The 19,160-nt window shown below is 38.8% G+C and carries 27 protein-coding genes and 3 pseudogenes; 6 read left to right on the forward strand and 24 right to left on the reverse strand.

The annotated features are described in order from the left end of the window. The 5 genes from L2D08_RS19365 to L2D08_RS19385 all read right to left on the reverse strand — a co-directional run. Positions 1–417: hypothetical protein (locus L2D08_RS19365; protein WP_242236326.1), on the reverse strand; the 417-nt coding region annotated here is incomplete at its 3' end. Then, on the reverse strand, positions 383–583 hold the full coding sequence (locus tag L2D08_RS19370; RefSeq protein ID WP_242236328.1) for a hypothetical protein: 201 nt from the start codon (positions 581–583) through the stop codon (positions 383–385). The genes L2D08_RS19365 and L2D08_RS19370, both read right to left, overlap by 35 nt. Positions 584–751: 168 nt before the next feature. Beyond that, positions 752–1,606, reverse strand: coding sequence for a peptidoglycan-binding protein (locus tag L2D08_RS19375; RefSeq protein WP_242236330.1), 855 nt, complete (start codon positions 1,604–1,606; stop codon positions 752–754). Positions 1,607–1,665: 59 nt separating this feature from the next. Then, positions 1,666–2,112 (reverse strand): phage holin family protein, encoded by a 447-nt coding sequence (locus L2D08_RS19380; protein ID WP_242236332.1) that lies wholly within the window; start codon positions 2,110–2,112, stop codon positions 1,666–1,668. Positions 2,113–2,286: 174 nt separating this feature from the next. Then, positions 2,287–2,583, reverse strand: a complete 297-nt coding sequence (locus tag L2D08_RS19385; RefSeq protein ID WP_242236333.1) for a hypothetical protein — start codon at positions 2,581–2,583, stop codon at positions 2,287–2,289. A gap of 321 nt (positions 2,584–2,904) precedes the next feature. Between L2D08_RS19385 and L2D08_RS19390 the strand changes: the two genes are divergently transcribed. Further along, a complete protein-coding gene (locus L2D08_RS19390; RefSeq protein WP_242236335.1) occupies positions 2,905–3,210 on the forward strand; it encodes a hypothetical protein in 306 nt (101 codons plus the stop codon). A gap of 136 nt (positions 3,211–3,346) precedes the next feature. Here the strand turns inward: L2D08_RS19390 and L2D08_RS19395 are convergent, their stop codons facing one another. The 12 genes and pseudogenes from L2D08_RS19395 to L2D08_RS19455 form a co-directional block, all read right to left on the reverse strand. Further along, positions 3,347–3,613 carry a hypothetical protein gene (locus L2D08_RS19395; RefSeq protein ID WP_242236336.1) on the reverse strand — a complete coding sequence of 89 codons (267 nt, stop codon included), beginning with the start codon at positions 3,611–3,613 and terminating at the stop codon, positions 3,347–3,349. Between the two features lie 115 nt (positions 3,614–3,728). Then, positions 3,729–4,336 (reverse strand): annotated as a pseudogene (locus L2D08_RS24570) (phage scaffolding protein). Between the two features lie 118 nt (positions 4,337–4,454). Further along, positions 4,455–5,108: a phage minor capsid protein gene (locus L2D08_RS19410; RefSeq protein WP_309241428.1), complete on the reverse strand. Its 654-nt coding sequence runs from the start codon at positions 5,106–5,108 to the stop codon at positions 4,455–4,457. 3 nt (positions 5,109–5,111) lie between these two features. Further along, positions 5,112–5,543 (reverse strand): hypothetical protein, encoded by a 432-nt coding sequence (locus tag L2D08_RS19415; protein WP_242236341.1) that lies wholly within the window; start codon positions 5,541–5,543, stop codon positions 5,112–5,114. Further along, positions 5,540–6,679 (reverse strand): hypothetical protein, encoded by a 1,140-nt coding sequence (locus L2D08_RS19420; RefSeq protein WP_242236343.1) that lies wholly within the window; start codon positions 6,677–6,679, stop codon positions 5,540–5,542. Before L2D08_RS19420 ends, L2D08_RS19415 begins: the two co-directional genes overlap by 4 nt. Continuing rightward, positions 6,667–7,158, reverse strand: a complete 492-nt coding sequence (locus L2D08_RS19425; protein WP_242236345.1) for a hypothetical protein — start codon at positions 7,156–7,158, stop codon at positions 6,667–6,669. Before L2D08_RS19425 ends, L2D08_RS19420 begins: the two co-directional genes overlap by 13 nt. Before the next feature lie 87 nt (positions 7,159–7,245). Then, on the reverse strand, positions 7,246–7,692 hold the full coding sequence (locus L2D08_RS19430; protein WP_242236438.1) for an SRPBCC family protein: 447 nt from the start codon (positions 7,690–7,692) through the stop codon (positions 7,246–7,248). Between the two features lie 82 nt (positions 7,693–7,774). After that, positions 7,775–8,929, reverse strand: a pseudogene (locus L2D08_RS19435) (PBSX family phage terminase large subunit); the annotation flags it as partial. A gap of 98 nt (positions 8,930–9,027) precedes the next feature. Next, positions 9,028–9,793: pseudogene (gene terS, locus L2D08_RS19440) on the reverse strand (phage terminase small subunit). Positions 9,794–9,867: 74 nt separating this feature from the next. Continuing rightward, complete coding sequence (locus L2D08_RS19445; protein WP_242236347.1) at positions 9,868–10,275, reverse strand: hypothetical protein; 408 nt, start codon at positions 10,273–10,275, stop codon at positions 9,868–9,870. A gap of 32 nt (positions 10,276–10,307) precedes the next feature. Beyond that, positions 10,308–10,502 (reverse strand): hypothetical protein, encoded by a 195-nt coding sequence (locus L2D08_RS19450; RefSeq protein WP_242236348.1) that lies wholly within the window; start codon positions 10,500–10,502, stop codon positions 10,308–10,310. Positions 10,503–10,904: 402 nt separating this feature from the next. Next, positions 10,905–11,948, reverse strand: coding sequence for an S-layer homology domain-containing protein (locus tag L2D08_RS19455; RefSeq protein ID WP_242236349.1), 1,044 nt, complete (start codon positions 11,946–11,948; stop codon positions 10,905–10,907). A 401-nt stretch (positions 11,949–12,349) separates the two neighbouring features. Between L2D08_RS19455 and L2D08_RS19460 the strand changes: the two genes are divergently transcribed. Further along, positions 12,350–13,063: an SH3 domain-containing protein gene (locus L2D08_RS19460; RefSeq protein WP_242236350.1), complete on the forward strand. Its 714-nt coding sequence runs from the start codon at positions 12,350–12,352 to the stop codon at positions 13,061–13,063. 256 nt (positions 13,064–13,319) lie between these two features. Continuing rightward, positions 13,320–14,024, forward strand: coding sequence for an SH3 domain-containing protein (locus L2D08_RS19465; protein ID WP_242236351.1), 705 nt, complete (start codon positions 13,320–13,322; stop codon positions 14,022–14,024). A gap of 53 nt (positions 14,025–14,077) precedes the next feature. Here the strand turns inward: L2D08_RS19465 and L2D08_RS19470 are convergent, their stop codons facing one another. From L2D08_RS19470 to L2D08_RS19495, 6 genes are all read right to left on the reverse strand, one after another. Then, positions 14,078–14,566 (reverse strand): sigma-70 family RNA polymerase sigma factor, encoded by a 489-nt coding sequence (locus tag L2D08_RS19470; protein WP_242236352.1) that lies wholly within the window; start codon positions 14,564–14,566, stop codon positions 14,078–14,080. 287 nt (positions 14,567–14,853) lie between these two features. Continuing rightward, the gene (locus L2D08_RS19475; RefSeq protein ID WP_242236354.1) at positions 14,854–15,039 is read right to left on the reverse strand and encodes a hypothetical protein; all 186 of its coding nucleotides are present in this window, start codon (positions 15,037–15,039) and stop codon (positions 14,854–14,856) included. Continuing rightward, positions 15,036–15,221 carry an XtrA/YqaO family protein gene (locus L2D08_RS19480; protein WP_242236355.1) on the reverse strand — a complete coding sequence of 62 codons (186 nt, stop codon included), beginning with the start codon at positions 15,219–15,221 and terminating at the stop codon, positions 15,036–15,038. Before L2D08_RS19480 ends, L2D08_RS19475 begins: the two co-directional genes overlap by 4 nt. After that, complete coding sequence (locus tag L2D08_RS19485) at positions 15,218–15,460, reverse strand: phage holin (protein WP_242236357.1); 243 nt, start codon at positions 15,458–15,460, stop codon at positions 15,218–15,220. Before L2D08_RS19485 ends, L2D08_RS19480 begins: the two co-directional genes overlap by 4 nt. A 154-nt stretch (positions 15,461–15,614) precedes the next feature. After that, positions 15,615–15,830 (reverse strand): hypothetical protein, encoded by a 216-nt coding sequence (locus tag L2D08_RS19490; protein ID WP_242236359.1) that lies wholly within the window; start codon positions 15,828–15,830, stop codon positions 15,615–15,617. A gap of 177 nt (positions 15,831–16,007) precedes the next feature. Then, on the reverse strand, positions 16,008–17,165 hold the full coding sequence (locus tag L2D08_RS19495; RefSeq protein WP_242236361.1) for an Ig-like domain-containing domain: 1,158 nt from the start codon (positions 17,163–17,165) through the stop codon (positions 16,008–16,010). 286 nt (positions 17,166–17,451) lie between these two features. On the opposite strand from L2D08_RS19495, the gene L2D08_RS19500 reads away from it, so the two are divergent. Further along, entirely contained in the window at positions 17,452–17,631 is a 180-nt protein-coding gene (locus tag L2D08_RS19500; protein ID WP_242236362.1) for a hypothetical protein, read from the forward strand. Positions 17,632–17,818: 187 nt separating this feature from the next. On the opposite strand, the gene L2D08_RS19505 is transcribed toward L2D08_RS19500, so the two are convergent. Beyond that, positions 17,819–18,073, reverse strand: a complete 255-nt coding sequence (locus L2D08_RS19505; RefSeq protein ID WP_242236364.1) for a hypothetical protein — start codon at positions 18,071–18,073, stop codon at positions 17,819–17,821. A 224-nt stretch (positions 18,074–18,297) separates the two neighbouring features. On the opposite strand from L2D08_RS19505, the gene L2D08_RS24575 reads away from it, so the two are divergent. Beyond that, a complete protein-coding gene (locus L2D08_RS24575; RefSeq protein WP_255822047.1) occupies positions 18,298–18,789 on the forward strand; it encodes a site-specific integrase in 492 nt (163 codons plus the stop codon). After that, a complete protein-coding gene (locus L2D08_RS24105; RefSeq protein ID WP_375337620.1) occupies positions 18,716–18,907 on the forward strand; it encodes a site-specific integrase in 192 nt (63 codons plus the stop codon). The genes L2D08_RS24575 and L2D08_RS24105 overlap by 74 nt, the downstream gene beginning before the upstream one ends. Positions 18,908–19,160 lie beyond the last annotated feature (253 nt).

Consider the following 19,160-nt stretch of genomic DNA (forward strand, 5'->3'; position numbering starts at 1 on the left):
TGTCAGTTCTGCAATCTTAGTGTCTTTTTCATCTACAGACGTTGTCAATTCTGCAATCTTAGTGTCTTTTTCATCTACAGACGTTGTCAATTCTGCAATCTTAGTATCTTTTTCATCTACAGACGTTGTCAGTTCTGCAATCTTAGTGTCTTTTTCATCTACAGACGTTGTCAATTCTGCAATCTTAGTGTCTTTTTCATCTAATTTTCCTTCTAATTCCTTTACTTTATTTTGTAATGCGGCCATGTAATCATCAATTGCAGGTTGCATATCAATAATTTTTAAATCCGTACCGTTCAAAATAAAATCTAGTGTTACCTCTTTCTTTAGTGCTCTACCATTTTTAGCCTGCACACCAGTTTTAATTGTTAAAGTATAGACTTCATCTTGTATATAATTCTCTAATTGTTCCATCACTTATAGAGGAGCTATCAATATCAATATTAAATTTAATATCCCATACTTTTTTTGCCTCCTCAATAACTCTAGTATCCTCCGCTGCTAGTATGTTTTCCTGTTCTGTAATAATAAACAAAATAGGCAATACCATTACTAAAATTAGAAACCTTAATCTTTCCATCACCAAATCATCCTCCCAGTTTTTAATAGATCAATTTTATCACTAATAAGAGGATTTTCGGGTAATTATAGGTAAATAAGAGTTGTTATAATTAAGTTTACCGTTATTTTAAACTAGTTCTTATTGCACATTATCAAAACTCTGATCCCTGGCATTAGCTAGGGCTTTTTGTTATGCACTATATGATTTAATTTTAGGATTGTAGCCATGTTCTGCTTCAATAAGTGCCCGTGCTTCCTCTGCAGACTCAAGAGACGTAAATACGCCTGTATAAACCCGGTTTTCGTTTTCGCCTTTGAAAGCATTGAATCCAACCTTTTTGGCTGCTTCTTCTGCCGCTTCTGGCGTTCCAAATGTGCCTATAAAGACGCGGAAAGTACCTGGTGTTCCGATAAGTGATTTCTGTTTAAGCAACTCATCGATCTTAGCCAGAGTATTCTTGCCGGCAATTCCATCGATCGCCAGGCCAGTGCGGCGTTGCAGAATCATAACCGCATTTGTTGTGCCTTTTCCATAAATGCCATCGACACCGTTTGTATCGAGGCCGAGCTTTGTGAGTTTTTCCTGCAGGGTAAGTGTTTCTTCTTTACTCATGACGTTGATTGGTGCTGCAGCTGCCACCGTTCGTACTTTGTCTGTGCCGTAACCTTTGTAATTATATTGTAGGTGAGGAGCATCCCAGCCCCAGCGGTAACCTGCTTCAAAGCCCAGCTTCTCCGCATACTGAATGGCCGCATAGAATGGAAATTTGCTATAAGCCGATTTAGACCACTGTGCTTTGCCATCCGCGATTGGTACAAAATCAAGGGCTTGTCCGACTAAATGATAAGACTTCATGGTTTTAGATGCACCTTTAGCCATGTTTTCCCGCTGCTGCGCAACGGTCCGAATCGTTTCATAAATCAGAACATCGATTGTATTATCGACACAGTACTGGTACCATTTCATGGCCTGCGCTCTTGTATTTGGTGCTAAATTATCTAAATTCCCAAGGTTTCTTTGGTGATACGCAGGTACCCAGCTCATCTATTCATCCTCCTATTCGAATAAAAAAGAACGGCCAGATGACCGTTTTAAAGTGTGATTTAACCTGCTTGATTGTCTTTTGGATTAATGCATTTTTCGCCTGGCTTATCATTAAACAGTGCAAGCTTTTCCAAAATGGCTGCCGGAATTGGTACACCAAGTTTCCCTGCATTCTCAACAATCAATAAAATCTCATTGCAGATGTAGAAAAGGACTGTGCCTTTCGCCAGTGCGCCATCTAAACCAAGAACCTGGTCCGCAATACTGGCTGCAATGATCACGATGAACACGCCCACTTTTCTTGCATACCCATACAGCGCTGTACGGTTGCGCAAACGCCCTTCCTTCCAGGCGCACATGATGCCTGTCGCAATGTCGCATACCTGCATCAGCAGCAGTAAATCAATAAATTGAGCGCCGCCAAACAAATACAATTTCACTATCTCTAAACCTTCACCACGGATTAACACATGAAATCCCTCCATTTTTTTGTCACCTTCTTCCATTGAGATGACCCCCTGCAGAATTTTTTCTCTATAAAAAAACGCCGCCCTTAGGCAGCATGAATTTTCAACGCAAAAAGAGCACCCTTTATGGATGCTCTTAAATAAATAATTTGGTTTTATTTTCTATAAGCCTTATCGAAATGTTTGCAAAAGTAAAAAAGATTTAATAAGATTTTAAATCATTTGTTTTGAACAACCTCTTTCAACTTTCAAAATCAAATCAAGTAAATCTTGTCTCAACCAATGGCACGTAGTACTTTGTTTAAACAAGGCAATACATTTACTTAAATTTTCTGCAGCCTCTTTACTAATAACTAGTTTATCGGCAGCAGAAGATTTTCCAATGCCTTTTATTAGACTATTTAACTCTTTATAATTGTCACTTTCTATTACTGAAGTCGTTACCTCAAGAACTATTTCCAGCGCCTTTTGCATGAGTATTGGGTGTGTAATAATAATGTTGGTAGACAATAGAATCCCTCCCTTTCATATATTACAACTTATTCTCTGTCACTATTTTTTAGAACTTAACCCATCATGGAAGTTTAGTTGAAACCAAATACCTTTACCTCTTTTAAATAAAAAGAGCACCCCGAAGGGTGCTATCATGTAGTTTATTTGGTTCTGCTTACAATTAAGAAGAATTACGACTTCTTATTCTTTATCTATAATCATTAAAACTCCATATCCATTGCATCCCCAAGCATGTTTTCAAACTTAATAAAGCGGGTACTATCCTTATGCATCGATTTTAAAAATTTCTATCAACTAATTTAAGGATGGAACTTTAAAATGAAAATTAAAAAAGCACCTGCTGACATGACGGAAAATTTGAAGTCTGTACTTATTCGTTACAAAGCAAAACCTTATCTTCCTTTTTGGGGAGAACTCTTTGTTATTACTCAGGAATTAAAAACTTACGCAAAGCAAGTTGATACGAATGTCCACTTTTACAGTTCATTTGGTTCCTCCCCAATATTATATCTCTCCGATAAAGATTCCTTCCTTGTTCAGGCAAAAGGGCTAAGTATAAAGTTAAGCCAACATGCTTTTATAGATTCATTGATAGCGGGTAGGTTTTGGCCAAACGATATTTAGTATTTTGAATACGGATGGTAGCTTAATTGATGTGTTTCATCCTCATAAATACCTAATCCTCCATTCCGCTGTACTGCCCCTAGCCCTTCTATATTTATCTATAAAAAATGTCGCCTGAGGCGACATGGTTTTTTTCTTATGCAGTTGTCTGCTCAATCGGTTTGATCAATCGAATCAAGTTTTTATTAAAAACACTGTTTCCTATCACAAACATTAGGGAAGCGGGGTTATTGACCTGCGCAGTAATTTCTTCCGCACTGTAATTTCCCACGTATTCATTCATTTTCTTACCGTTATTCAGGTGAATTTCCACATTTACCTCTGTCAAAATCCCTTCTGCTGGCGTAATGCAGCTGACAATATTTTTGCTTAACACGGTGCTGCCAACCGTAAAAACACTCACTTATCTATCGTTCATGCTGGCCGCCATTTGTGCAGCTGAATAGTTGTCCATCGTGACCGGGATGCTTGTGTTGTCATTTAAAAAGATTGTTAGTTCCATATGTGGCCTGCTCCTCTTATTTTAATTTGTTTAAGCTGTTTCCTTCACTTCTGTATGTTCCAGTACCGGCTGCATAAGCGGCATCATTATTCGGTGGCTTTTGGTTCGTACGCTGAGTCCCTCCTGGTGAATGGTTATTTGTTTGCTGCTGTTGCTGACCTTGACCCGGCTGTTCACCTTCAAACAAATATGCATCTGTCTCTTTGAGCTTGTCCAGCTGATCTTTCAGACCAATTAAAGTTTCACCATCCAACGTAATTGCTTCAGTGTTTAACAAGGCCCGGACTGCTTTGGCATTCTTAGATTTCGCTTCCATAAGCGCACGGTCTAATGTAAAATCAAATATTTTTTGCTTCATATCGGCATGAACTTTTCCTGTAGCTTTCTGTTTTCAGCCTGCAAATCATTAATTTGCTTTTGAAGCTCCTCACTGTCACCAGCTACCTTTTTTAGATTCTCTAATTGAGTATCGCGTGCCTTAAGATGCTTCTGTAGTTCTTCTATATCCGTATCCGCTTGCTTGGCTTGGTTTTTAAAGGCGGCTACGCTCGAACCATGTTCCTTCATGATTTGATCGATTGTTCCATCCTCAAGCCCTAATCCTTTTAGAAAATCACGTTTCATCTATTTCCTCTCCTTACATTTGATGTCGGAGTCTGTCTCCGTTAGGATAGCACTCATAACGTCGGTGCAAACGGTCTACTGGTTCTTTATTACGTCTTCAAGCAGGAAAAAGACAAATTCATTCCCTTATCGCCCTTAAATAATCACCTTTTAACTTCTGCCAGCCTTTACTATTACTCCGCTTCATACGACGGAAAGCTCCAACTGTTGTAGGCGCCCCGTTTCCAAGAACGGCCTTCATTCGCTTATAGTACTTAACCTCTTCCCTGGCCTTTCGACGGATCTCCTGCTCTTTTGCATATGCCTTACGTTGAACGGGCGTCCTGGTATCCTTTTCTGGATGAAAAGCAGTGGTTAAAGCTTTTGCTTCTGCCAACTCTGCCTCAGTCAGGAAATCTAGTACGACAGGCCGAATTGTTCCGTGGCAGTTTGGATGATACGGCGGCAAAGGAATCTCATCTTTTGTTTTAAATCCTGGCACGGTACCACTAATCACAACAATCATGTTGCGGTATTTCGCACACACAGGGCATGTAACAGCATTTTCGAAGATACGTACTGTTGTAACTCCTACTTCTTTATAGCGGTTCTCTGCTCCGGTCACTTGTGCCTGGCGTGTCTTGGTGCGGGCAACAAGCCTGGCATAGACATCAAGTGGAAGCCTTTTTCCATCACGAGTGATGAAGGAAGTAAGACTCCCTTGCGCGAATGCTTTTGCAACCCGCTTGGCTGTTACCCGGTTATGATCACCTTGAACAAGACCGGCTGCAATTTCCTACCTAACCACATCGATCGTGTCATTTATCGTTGTAACGGCATATTCATGAGCGGTCCGGAAGGCTGCTTTCAAATCAGCTAATGTATCACTAACCAGGCTGTTCAGCGCATTTAAGTGAATGCGGTTTGCAATAATTGGTTTTAATTTAGCTGCAGATGCAATAGTCGTTGTAACCGGGCTTATAGGTGAAGATGGTAAAAGCTCCTGTAAAGCCGCATGCGCTTCACTCATTCCCGCCGTGTAAGCGGATATTAGTTCTTCCGGCAAGGTTTGCTCAGTAGCTGCCTGTAATTCGTCCAAAGCAGCAATAATAGAGGCAATAAGCGCCATCTTTTGCTTATCATTTAAGAGGTCTTCTGTGCTTTCAACCTGCTGAACCACAACAAAAAGAACCTCTGAAAAAGCTTTTAATAGCTGTTCAAGGTTCATTCTTCCTCACTCACAATATTGCCGGCCTTATTCCGGTTGTCATTCAAATTCAGAAGCGTTTGCCGCCCCCTCAGTAAAGGTGTGCTGTCATCCGACTGTTTTTCCTCTTCAATACGTGCCAGTTCTTCTTCAATCCATTCCTCAGGAGCATCCGGATTCATACGGCGGGCAGTTGTTTCAAGCGACTGGCTGCCCCCAGTATGGACAGCTGTATTTTGTATCAGTAACTCTTCGCGACTGATCGGGATCATGTCGCGTGTTTCAATGATTGGTTCTTCAATAAGCACACTGCTGTCCTCATTATTTGCAATCCAAAGGCAGTTTTCGATGAGCTCTTTTAAAAAAGCAATGTATTCTCCCTGAATCTGTTCTGACTTGATAATAGATACAATCAAATCATAAAACTTTGCCTTGCCTGATTGAGCACCTGTAACACTACTTTCCATATAAAAATCGACTGCTTTTTCAGATGTCTTCGTTTCAATAAACATTAACTTCATCAAATCCTTGATCCACTGCATATTCCCGATCTTAGAGACATCCAGCTGCACCAATTCCATTGCTTTGCCATTTTCGTCATACGTAATAATATTCATATCACGATGATCGATCGGTGCGCCTTCACCGTAGCGCTTCTCTGCCTCCTCCTGCAATGCACGGAAGGTTTCCATGCTGACAACCATTTTCGGCTCACCATTCTTGGTGAAAATGATGAACCCTTTTGTCAATGTCCAATTGATTTCATCCTGCTTGCTAAATTGCCCTTTTAACGCACTGCGGCCGTATGGCTCTTGGTATGTTGGTTCATTCGCCCAATACACGATGAATGGAGTTGAGCGTCCTTCATATGTCTTATTTAACTCCGACATATTAAGCAGACGTTTTGCTTCTTCTACACTAAGTAATTCAAGCCGTGTCCCTTCAAGCTTGTACATCATGTTAGATGTTTCTAAGCGGGCGTTCCGTTTTAATCCAACCCGCTCTACCTCCACACGCTCGCGGTACACATGTAGGTACTGGTCATCACCAATTTCTTTATGAAAAGCTAAATCAACGCCCATCTCATCCTCATGCGGATAATAAACGTCTCGCATTTTAAATTCGAGCCGTAATCCACGATCATCTAAAAACGGCACGCCGACGAGACCACCATCGGTTTGATGCTGGACAACATTTGGCCAGTGCTTAAAGCTAAGCCGGCTATTCTTGTGATCTGATCGATCATTTCCTGCTGCAAGTCTATGATTTTATCGTTTATTGTATTGCCATCTGGATCTTCAATAATGTCATCAGCAGTGCCAGTTGTTTCATTTTGTCCTTCAGTGGATGTAACGGATGTTTTTATATTTCCGATCGAACGGCTGACAAAGATAGCCGGCACTTCTGCAATAACTTTTGCAACATTGGCAATGATATAAGGCGCCTTTACATTGCCTTCTGCTATTCCTTTTTCATTATAGCGATTGGAATCATATGCTTCTTTATCATTCAACAGCTGCTTTTCCCGAGGAAACAATTCTATATAATCACCGTCATACAGCTTTCGATACCCAAACACATCGCCATGATAGCGACGAATTAAGCTGTTATCCCATGCTTCCCGATTGATGGGCATACCACCACCTCCCCTTTTGCAAAAATAAAAAACCGTTAGCTACAAACGGTTTTCTTAATGTCTCTATTAAACTTAAAAAACAATCTCTTACTTTTTTTCTAGCAATTCTTTTAAATTATCGAACTCTTCGTCTAACATCATCTTTGATACCCAGCCAAATAATTTAACCATAATTTTATAGTAATAATTCTTTGGAATAAGTGAAGCTTCTAATATGACCAGTGTTCCTTCATTTGTTTCTGTTAGGACATACTTCGAATAGCTTTCTCCTTCTTTTGTGTATCCTTTGACAGTCGTGCTGTAAGGTGCATTATAGGTAAGCAGTTCCGCATCAAAAGCAAGCTGTTTTTTCCCAACTTTAGATACGCTTTTATATTTTGTGCCAGGTATGCATGCATTCTTATCTTCTTCAGAATTATAAATATTTTCCACAAACAGTGAATTCCACTGTTTAATTTTTTCATCATCCGATAAATAAGAAAAAACTCTTTCAATAGGGGCATCAATTACTTTTTCAACTTTATATAGGATCATTTCCTGCAATGGAATTTAGCCTCATTTCATCTATAATTTTTTACAATTATAGAATATAGGGACAAAATAGTATAGTTGAAACTTACCATCCTTTTGCGCTGCTGATGCCAGCACGGTAACTCTTCAGGTCGTATTCTAACGCATATCGCGCTGCATCAATTGCATGATTGTCTTTATCTGGATAGGTGCTTTTCACTTCACCGTTCCGATTCATTTCGTAAGCATAATTAACAAATTCATTTGCTGCCCGCGGACAGCGGTTCGGATCAATAATGACCTCCTCAAGATCCTGCAGAAATTTAATCCCATATTCTATGGAATCAGAGCCTTTTTTAGCCTTTAAAACATTCATGCCTAATGACCGCAATTCATCGATGCTTTTCGGTTCTGCCGAATCAGCGGTCGTATTTATGCGTTTATGCACTTTAATTCGGTCATACAGCTTGCGATTTGATACGCCCACTCCGCTAAATTCATCAAAGAAGTAGCATCGCCGCCGCGTTTTGTCATAATGAATTCGTTCGAAAACAACCGGATCCACCGCATATCCAAAGTCAATCCCTTGGCGGATGCGGTCAAAGTAACGGATCTCTTCATCAGTTATTTTACGGAGTGTAATATTATTGAAAATTTCAAGACCCGTACCGACTTCCTCACCTAGATATTCATGGCGGTATGCCATTTCATTTGTTTTCTTTAGGTGTTCTTCCTCTGCTAAAAATACATCACCTAGCGACTCTTTCGGGACAGTTAGATACATTGAGTGATGAACCTTCCTGCCTAGCTTCTCTATTTTGGTCTCTTGATTTACCCAGGAGCGTCCGCTTTTGGGTGGATTAAATGAATAAAAGGCAATACGCATATGATTTTCTCCACGGAATAGTGATTGGAGTATGTTCCGAATGTCCGCCATTCCAGCAAACTGGTCTACTTCCTCGAACCAGGCATATTTGATATAGCCTCGGCCAAGATTAACTGATTTCATTTTTCTCGGGTTATCTGCTGCCTTGAAAACAATCTTCTGACCAGTAGGTAAATAAATGGCCTGCATCGGAGAAACCTGGAAATCAAACTTGTCTTCCACACCTAATTTTATTGCTGACCACAATAGCTGCCCATGCACGGTTTCTCGTAATTCGTTTTGGTATTGTCGGAACACAACTGCATTTGCATCCGGATCCTTTAAAATGCCTAAAATGATTTCAAGGCTGATTAAAGATGACTTTGTGCTTCCGCGTCCACCTTTAAGCCACTACTTAGTGAAAGCATTATCTCTTATGTGATGATGAATATTGTAAAAAGAAGGTGCCAGTATTTTTTTAAGCTGGATGTTTGTCATTCTTCATCAACCCTCGGGATATCGTCAACAATGACCACCTGTGAATCTGACTGGTCACGGCTTTTTGTTTCCAATTTAATCTTTTGTACTTCGAATTTTGTTTTGTCGGTTGCAGCACGTATTTGGTCCAGTTTCAAGCGGCGTTCATCATAATTGTGAGCAAGCTCGTCAAACTGCTTAATTAAGCTGGCGCAGTTCTCCCATCGCCCGCAATTGAGCGTTAAGGAAGGTTGCCTGCCGATCCAAGGAAAATTGAAATTCCCATTCCTGTTTTTCTGAAGTTGAGTCATCATTAGAATAAGTTTCAGTCTTTTTAATCTCTTTGATCATTTCTTCCTTACCTTCCACCCACATAATCTTCTGAGAGCGGATAATCGCAGCAAATTGAATCTGTATTTGCCGCCATATTAGATCGGCGACAGAAAATTCGATCATTGTGTCCATGATTTCTTTTGTTTCTTCAGGAAGGAACCTGGTGAACAGCCCATGCTTTTCAGCTGCCTTGTTCCGTTTTGTAAATTGGTTGTTCGGATGCGGGTTTCCACTTCTCTTCCGTTGAACCGTCTGTGTTCTTTCGGTTGCATCCTTTTGCTGAATCGTTGCAACCTTTTCTCTTTTGGTTGCATCCTTTTTCGTTGGGTCCCTTGACCAACCTTCGCGGCTTTTTAATGTACCGAGTTTTAGACCATGCTTCTCTGCTAATGCAGCGAGCGTAACCTTAGTTGTTTCCCATTCTGATCTAATAGCATTCCAGTTAACCACTTTACATCACCACCACCTCCAAATTTATTTTTGGGCAAAGAAAAAAGCGCCTTTGTAGGCACTTTTGTAAATCATTATTTTGCTAGTTGATTGATAGTAGACTCGAATGCCCCTCTTAAGTATGTGTCTAACAATTCTTCGCTTAATTCCATATTTTTAGAATGGCTATAAAATCTTCCCTGCTCATATTTCAAAATTTCTTCACACCATTGAGATCCTGGCTTTACCTTCACTGAAATTTCGTCTTTATAAAAACGGATGGATAGTTCTGAAAGTTCGTTAAGCTGGATACTCCAACTTCTCTCTTCTATTTTTATTTTTAATGCTTTTCCAGCAACCTCCTCCTCACCCTTCAAGGAAGCTGAAATTTCATTAAAATAATTGGAGATTAAAGTATAAGCGCTCTCTTTAGAAAGTTTCTCTTCTAATTCACTTTTGAAGGCTTTTTTGCTAAACTCAATAAATGTTTTTTTATAACTCACTTTTTATTTCCTCCTTTCCGTTATGCGCCCGTTTATCTATATGCAACTATTTCTCTTTTTTCTTTTATCAGCTTGATCATTTCACTGTAGAACTCTTCTTCCGTTATGATATTCTTTTCACTAAGTAAAGTAGAAACAGCCATAATGTGGGGATATATATGGCCCGATTCCCTGAATTCCTCAAGCTGTTCAATATATGTTTTGAATTCTATTTGTTTTTCACTCATTTTACCATTTCCTCCCTCTTATATAATGCAAGAGAAAGTAATAAAATCCAATAAGAACTATTCATCAAATTTCGACAAAAAAAGATAAATTTCTCTGCAACAACTTGACCAACTTCGCAAAGTCCTATAAAGCAAAAAAGCACCACTTATTTAGTAGTTATTTCTTAAACTTTCAAAGATCTGAAAAGATGGAAAACGGCCGGTATACTAATGTTGGCTGTTTTTATTTATTTAACTAACAAGATAATCTTGCTTCTTATATAAATATTTTTGTTTTAATCAAGAAAGCACCATCAGCTTCCTTTATTTCACTTTGTTTTTAGGCAAAGAAAAAGCACCCACTAGGAAGTGAGTGCACCTTTCTATTCAGATTATTTTTCAACAGTCTTATATACTTCAAATTTATTCAGTAATTGTAAAATAAGCCGCTATAGAGACGACATCCTCTTTATTCAATGAATCCCAAGGATAAAATGTATTCCTTATTCTATATTCTCCCGCTGTCATCAAGGTTCTAAAGCTGTCAAACCTAACATTTCCCCTTTGGCTTTCACCAGCTTCTATTGTAGGTATAATTGGCGGATATGATATTCCATAGTTAGATCTTAATCCTAGCCACTTATCTCCTTGTTTCTTTTCCAGTGCGTAGCCATGATGATATTCATAACGGAAATCTGTAGCATTAATGAGTGTCAGACTTATACCTGTATCAGACGATAAACTATAAGTATTCTTTTCTACCTCCATCGTTAGGCCGTCTTGTGAGGAAGGAAGACTGCCATAAGAAGACGGGGATAAAGCCGGATCACTCAGTCGGGATACCATCATCGCAAACGCACCTCGTGTTACCGGGTCATTCGTGCCGAACCGGTCAGGCGTTTTTCCATTTACAATACCTGTAGCAGCAAGCCTGTTAATAGCCTCTGCGTACCGCCCCGTTGCATCTGTAAATGAATGCACCGTCTCGGTTGGCGATAATAATACGTCATTGTAGGCTCTTGCGAGAATGATAGCAGCTTCTCCTCTTGTAATCATATCATTAGATCCAAAAAGTGTTTCCGTTTTTCCATTTACCACTTCGTAAAATTGTAAATAAATAATCGCATCTTTGGCACGGCCTGGAATATCTCTAAAGGTCAACCATTCCTCTGGCATGGAATTACCCTTTCTAAAACCCATACCGCGTGCAGCGATCATCGCAGCATCTACACGCTTGATCGGCAGGTCCCATCCAAATTTATCAGCACTGACACCGTTAAAAAACTTGTTTTGATAAAGAGCTGAAACCATTTCCACACGCTCTGCAGGAACGTCCGTAAAAGGAAATGTACTTGTAGGCTGTGCTAAAACGGGATCAAAGCTTGCTGCCTCCGCTGATGGGTTAGTTGAAACAAATATCATTCCCGCAAGTGTAGCCGCAGCTATAATATGAGGTGCTTTTTTCATTAATATTTCTCTCCCCTACTCTTTTAACAAATTTTCACAATAATTGATATGTGGTACATTATAGCAGAAAGCAAGGGAAATTCATTATAAAACAAGAAATAAGCTATCGAATTAAAACGACCGTTGCGATAACTGCGGTATGAAGAAAATAAATCCTGCCACAACATGGCAGGGTTCATTTTTTATCTCTCATACATATGGTGCCTGTACGACAAAAATTTCTAAAAGAAAATTAAATTTATTTCGACAATTTAGTTTTCCGCCCCAAATATCGTTAAAAACTACAACGACAAAATTATGTAACTGGTTATATTTATTGCTATTTAAACCAGGCATTTACACAAGTCTATTGTAATAGTATAATTCACCTGATAATTAATTAGGAGAGTGAAATAAGTCACATGAAAACATTCTGCAAGATCATCCTATTGTTGATTGTACTTTTATCAGCAACATTTCAGTTTCAATCGACAAGCTCCCACGCCGCTTCTTCAAAAGTTGGTTACGTTAGCATTAGCAGCGGTGTGCTTAACGTTAGAAATGGTCCAGGAAGCAAATATAAGGTTATTGGCTCCTTAAAAAACAATGCCTCTGTTTCAGTTTACTCACAATCAAAAGACGGATGGTCACAAATCGGCTACAAAAAAGGAAAAGCTTATGTTTCTTCTCAATACTTAAGAATGTATAGTTATCTTCAAGACAAAACAAAAATATATACTTACAAATCCGAAGGGAAAACCTACAAGCACAGTTACAAAGGAAAATGGGATAAATGGGATGAATGGGTGACTTCCTCTTCTAATGCAACCTATCTCGTATATGAAGATAGCGAGGGATTGTATTCAGGTTTCCGTCACTCAGAATATTACATCGATCTCGCCTATCCATTAAAAGTCGGAAAAAGCTGGACTATTGGATATGAAGGCGAAGACACAAGCAGCAAGATAACTGCCTTGAACGGAACGCTAAAAACTCCAGCTGGGACATTTAAGAACGTTGTTACAGTAAAATCTAGTGACGGATATGTTAGTTACCTAGCTCCAAATGTTGGTTTTATCAAAGGAGTCGACCAAGGCAAAACTGTTTCTGAACTAGTTAGCTTAACCAAAAAATAAGTAAACAAAAACCCCTTACCAATAGGGGGTTATTTTTTTACGTTCTTATATATATGGTATCTGGACGACAAAACTTCTAAAAGCAAATTAAATTTATATTGATAATTTAGTTTTCTACCTAAGATATCATTAAAGACTATAACAATAAAAATATGTAATATATCATATTTATCGCTAGTTAAACCAAGCATTTACACAAGTCTATTGTAATAGTATAATTCACCTGATAATTAATTAGGAGAGTGAAATAAGTCACATGAAAACATTCTGCAAGATCATTCTATTGTTGGTTGTACTCTTATCAGCAACATTTCAGTTTCAATCGACAAGCTCCCACGCTGCCTCTTCAAAAGTTGGTTACGTTAGCATTAGCAGTGGCGTTCTCAACGTTAGAAGCGGGCCTGGAAGCAAATACAAAGTCATTGGCTCTTTGAAAAACAATGTCTCGGTTTCCGTTTACTCGCAAACCAAAGACGGATGGTCACAAATCGGATATAAAAAAGGGAAAGCTTATGTATCTTCCCAGCACCTACGGATGTATAGTTATCTGCAAGATAAAACAAAGGTTTATACTTATGAATACGAGAAAAAAACTTTTAATACCTATTATATAGGAAAGTATTACAGATGGGACAAATGGTTTTATCCCGATGACGAACCACACTTTTTATATGAAGACAGTACCGGTTTATATGACACTACGCCTTCGGCTGATAACTCCACTGCCATTGCCTACCCATTAAAAGTAGGAGCCAAGTGGAAAGACTGGAATCACCTACCGATGTCTAGAATAAAAGCTATTAATGGAACATTAACTACACGAGCAGGAACGTTCAAAAATGTAGTAACAGTGAAAAGAGATGATGGCTACATTACATATTTTGCGCCAAATGTCGGGCTTATAAAGTCAGTTTATGATGGAGAAACCCAAATGGAATTGGTACGTTTAGCAAAAAAATAATAAAGTAACAGGATGGACCTCATCAGATGATGAGGTCTTTATACTTTTTCTTTTCAAGAAACAAAAAGGCTGCTGTTTTTTTGCCTGAAGATTTTTGTCTCTGCCCGCTCTAAATACGTTTGAACAGATGATTTAGTAAGCCCTAACAACTCTGCAGTATACTCATAGGTTAATCCTTCCGCTTTCACTAACGTGAATACATCTCTTTCCCTTACTGTTAAATCTGCCAGAACGTCATCTAGCAGCCATTGTTCATGGGCTGTGAGCTTTCTCTCTTCAGTGGCCATTTGGTTTGGTACCACAGCTTCAATCAGTTTCGGATCTAGTGTATAAGCCCCTGTCCGATCCGTCCCGCGTCTTGCATCAGGGTTCCGGCCGGACACCATCCATTGAATCGCAAAATCCATTTCGCTAATCATGCTGTTAATGAGCGTCTTATCCCGGATATCCTGTTCCGACAATTCCCGTTTGGCTTCAATGTCTGCCTTCATTTCCTTGAGCGCTCTTAGTGACTGTTTGTATTCGTAAATGAGTGTCCACACATTCATTCCCCATTTCTTGTTATTAGGCAAATAAAAAAGGACACCAAACAGCGCACGATTTTTCGTGTCGGTTCAGTGTCCTTCAGATGGCTGAGAGAACTAATTATTGATTCTTACACAAGTAAAACTTAGTCTTTTTCCACGCTAACAAATAGAGAATTATTTAAAGAAGTAGTACTCATTTTAACTCCTTGTTTTTCATAGTATGTTGTCGCTCCAAAGCGGGATTCCTGCTTCCATCCCCAAAGTCTAATAACAATTGCGTAATAGAATGGCAAGCCATTTTCTTACGAAGCAGGACTCCAATTGTATTCTTCATAGCCTTCTTTTACATCCTGGCGTGTTAATTCAGCACCTTGAGGTACAGGAAAATTAGTATTTACTCCAGATCCACGAAAAGACAACAAAGAGCCTGCAATTAGAAGCAATATAACAATACTAATTAAAAACTTCTTTTTATTTTTTGCTATCAAAACTCTTCCCCTTCTTCCCGCCTCATCCGCTTGACTTTCCCTTGATGCGTGACGATCTTATATTCTCCATGCGGAGGCAGTTCTCCGATCTTAACCTTGCCTTCGCAGATCACCACCACACACGCTTTCGGTATCTCCATTATATCTAATTCTAATTTCATATACGTAGGTACCCAGTTCATTTTGATTGCTCCTCTCGTTTAAGCAATGCCGCTTTACGGCGTGCTTCTCGTGAAATATCATTGTTCTTCCACCAAGCCCATACTGCTGTTACTGCAGTAATTAAAGTAGTAACAAACAATTCAACTTCTTCATTTTTAAAAGGCAGCGGGCTGTATCCTGCCGCCAACAGCATTTGATTAATCAACGCAACAAAAAGAACCACCGTCCGCACGATGGTTCCATGATCAATATTTTTCACTTTATTGTCCTCCCTGCAGTAATTTATAAACAGACACAGCGCCTACAAATAAGCCAGCTGCCCCTCCAGTTCCGCAAACTCCTGTGATGATACCAATGATAATTTTCTCGCGCATATCTAGTCGTTTCAGGCGTACGTCTTTACCAACAGATGTTTAAGCACTGACTTGACTTAAATAATGGTTTGCAAATGGCTGAAGTATTTCCCTTGTTTCTTTTGTTGAATTCAAAACAGTGTTTTCCATTCTCAGCATACTGTGCCGAGTTTCTTCTTGGCTTTGTTGCAGCTTTTTGATATTTTCATTTGTTTCTTTTTGGAACTCTTCCAACGCAATAATACGCTGTTCATGATCTTGAACCATCTTTTCCATGTTAATCCCCTCCAATTGTTTGCCCCTCGCTCTCCTGTAAAGTTACTTATCTGGATCTATTAAAAATGCCGCCCGGAGGCAGCATAGTTTTTAACTATAAATATGAAAAGCTATAAGAAAAACCCCACCAAAAAGGTAGGGTTCTCATATCTTACTTAACCTTGCACTCTAATTCCATTAATTAAGATTACCGGCAGAAATTTGTGCATTTACCGCATTTGCAAACGCATTTCTAAAGTCAGCCGCACCAGCCGAAGCAGGATTTGTATTATAAGGTTTTCCTTCTAACACCGATATAACTACATTATTTTTACCAGTTTCATTTAATGTATTATATTTAGCCATTGTTATGCCAATATCTGTTTGGAATTGAGGAACCTCCAATGTTCGAGTTCTAAAATCCGAATAATCTGAATACCAATCCCCGTTTACAGAATTTATTGCCCCGATTTCATTTTCTCCAACTTCTCCAATTGGATTTTCCCTTAGCTCATATAACTCTTCAATTACAGACTCTTCTTTTTGATCCGGAGCGTCTACATGCGTTTTAGATAATATGAGTCCTACATCTTTTGCATAATACTTATACTCTGTAATATACTCTGTAATTTGAATTCCTATAACAACAACATTTTCAAAGGTTCCAGCCGCTACTGTGACTGTTTCATTCGCGGCTAAAACAGTCTTCAGCCCTTCCCGGTCTTCCCAACCCCCCCCTACCTTAATAGGGTAAGGAATTAACAATTCGCTATTTGAATACAAACCCTTTTCCGTTTCTTTTTGAAAAATTGGGTCCATATTATATAAGCTTTCCCACATATCAGTCCCAATGAATGCCTCATCTTCTCCATTGTATTTCCCGTGATATTTGTAGATCCTTTCAAATCCGTACCTATCTCTATAAACATAAACGTTTTCTGTATTTCTGAGATAGCTGTCATTTTGACGTTGGCTAATGGTAAATACCATTCTCGTTTCTTGTTTTAAGGATTTATCATATTTCGTATGCACACCATTCGTGATGTACATTGTATATGTTTCTCCGCTCTCGTACCCCTTTTCTGGTGATTGTAACTTTACTGATCGATTATCAGCATTCAGTGTGACTTTTGAAGTAAGTTGTGCGCCTGTTGAGTCCAAAACATAAATATTTGTGTTATTGACTGTATTCTCATCGATTTCTTCGTTGAACTTAATAACAAAATTATGAAACGGGTCAACATTTGATTTAGATTCAAATTCTTTAAAATTTGCGGCTAGACTATCAGTACCTCCAGTTATCACTAGCCCGATAAACATAATAAAACCAAACAATACGCCTTTATAATTCCCCATAATTCCCTCCCAACAGAACCATTTTCTTAATACAAAATTATCATATACTAAATATTGGATTTAGTGAACCCTTACAGAAAATTATCCCGACCGGTAATTGATATATAAAACAACAGAGAAAATGAAACCACCTTTTTTTACCTATGGTTTTTTATTAACGGCCTTTATGGCATAAAAAAAGTATCTATCATTAGATGGTGCTGTTACGACGCATAATGTTCCGAATATGAAATAAATCCATTCTCTGATATATTTTCTACATATCAAAAGAAATGGGGTTATAGTTATGAAACAAGTTTGCTTTTGCTGTCACGAAAAAATAATTTACCTCGAAGCTGACAATGTTGGAACTGGTATTGCTTATTATGGCACTTGTGAATGTGGTGCCGTAGTTAATTATCGCAAAGATAAAAACGGAAGAAAAGTAGATGATTACTCCCGTTGCCCAGATAAAAGTAAAGACTAATGGGCCAAATTCAATACACCTTTTTTAAGGTGTATTATTATTCCCCTGTATTTTTAGGCAGGAGCTTGTTGTACACCCATTAATCCTTTCAGTTCTGTATATTGCTTCTCTACCTGAATCTATTAAAAAATGCGTCCTTAGGCGACATGGTTTTTTCTTTATGCTGTTGTTTGTTCGAGTAGCTTGATCATGCGGATAAGGTTTTTATTAAAAACGCTGCTCCCACTACAAACATTACAGAAGCAGGATTGTTAATTTGTGCAGTAATCCCTTCCGCACTGTAATTTCCCACGTATTCATTCATTTTCTTACCGTTATTCAGGTGAATTTTCACATTTACCTCTGTCAAAATCCCTTCTGCTGGCGTAATGCAGCTGACAATATTTTTGCTTAACACGGTGCTGCTGCCAACCGTAAAAACACTCACTTGTCTATCATTCATGCTGCCCTTCTCGGTCATTACCGCCTGCAAAAACTGGACAAAGTTACGTACAAACAGGTATTTATTAATAAACTGTCAAAAACATTTGAATCCAGCACAGTCCAATTGTTCCATCGGATCTTTAAGGTAGCAGTGAACGCAGCGGTCGATAATGAAATCCTTCCACGCAATCGTTTTTAAAAATAACGATTCCGAATACAGACAAAAAGTCCAAAGACAACTTTTTGACAGCTGATGAATTAAAGGTATTTATTGCTGGAGCTAAGCAGCTGAAAAACCGGACGCACTATACTATGATTCTTTTGCTTGCTTATACAGGGCTTAGAATCGGTGAATCACTTGGTTTAACGTGGAATGATATTGACTTTGAAAAAAAGACAATAAGCATCAATAAAACACGGGATAAACATGGAATTAGAACGCCTAAGACGAAGCAGAGTTATCGGACTATCCTGGTGGGTGATTTTCTTTTGCAGCAATTGGCAGCGTACCGGACCTGGTGTATGGAAATGAAATTTCGATATGGCTCACGTTTAAAAAGTGAGGATTTAATTTTCATCTCCCATCTTAACGGAGAACCATGCATAGATTGTGTATTACAACACTGCTTTAAAAAGCTCTGTGAAAAAACGGGGCTGGAACGTGAAACGCATTACGCCATACGGTTTGCGTCATACACAGGCAACTCTTTTGATCAGCCAGCGGATTCCTGTTAAGACCATTGCGGACCGTCTGGGTAACACGCCGCATATGATTTTGAACATTTATGGCCATTCTTTTAAAGAACTTGAGAAAGAATCTGTACATGCTTTTAGAAACCTAATGAACATGTAAATGGGGGAGCTTTTGGGGGGCTTTTTCAAAAAGCCTCCTCCATCCCTTGGTATAAAGGAATTCTAGAATATGTTATAGACTACATATTCTAATTTTGAACAAAAATCAGCGCCGCATTCCCCTTCAAAATCTCCGATTTAGTGGGGGTTAGGCGCTAAGGTCTTGATTCTTCTTGTTCTTCTATTTTTTTATTATACTGATTGCCGTTTCCGTCCTCATATTCGATATATTTTAGAAATAGAAAAATTAAATG

This window comes from Domibacillus sp. PGB-M46, assembly GCF_022668875.1.
Lineage (GTDB): Bacteria > Bacillota > Bacilli > Bacillales > Domibacillaceae > Domibacillus.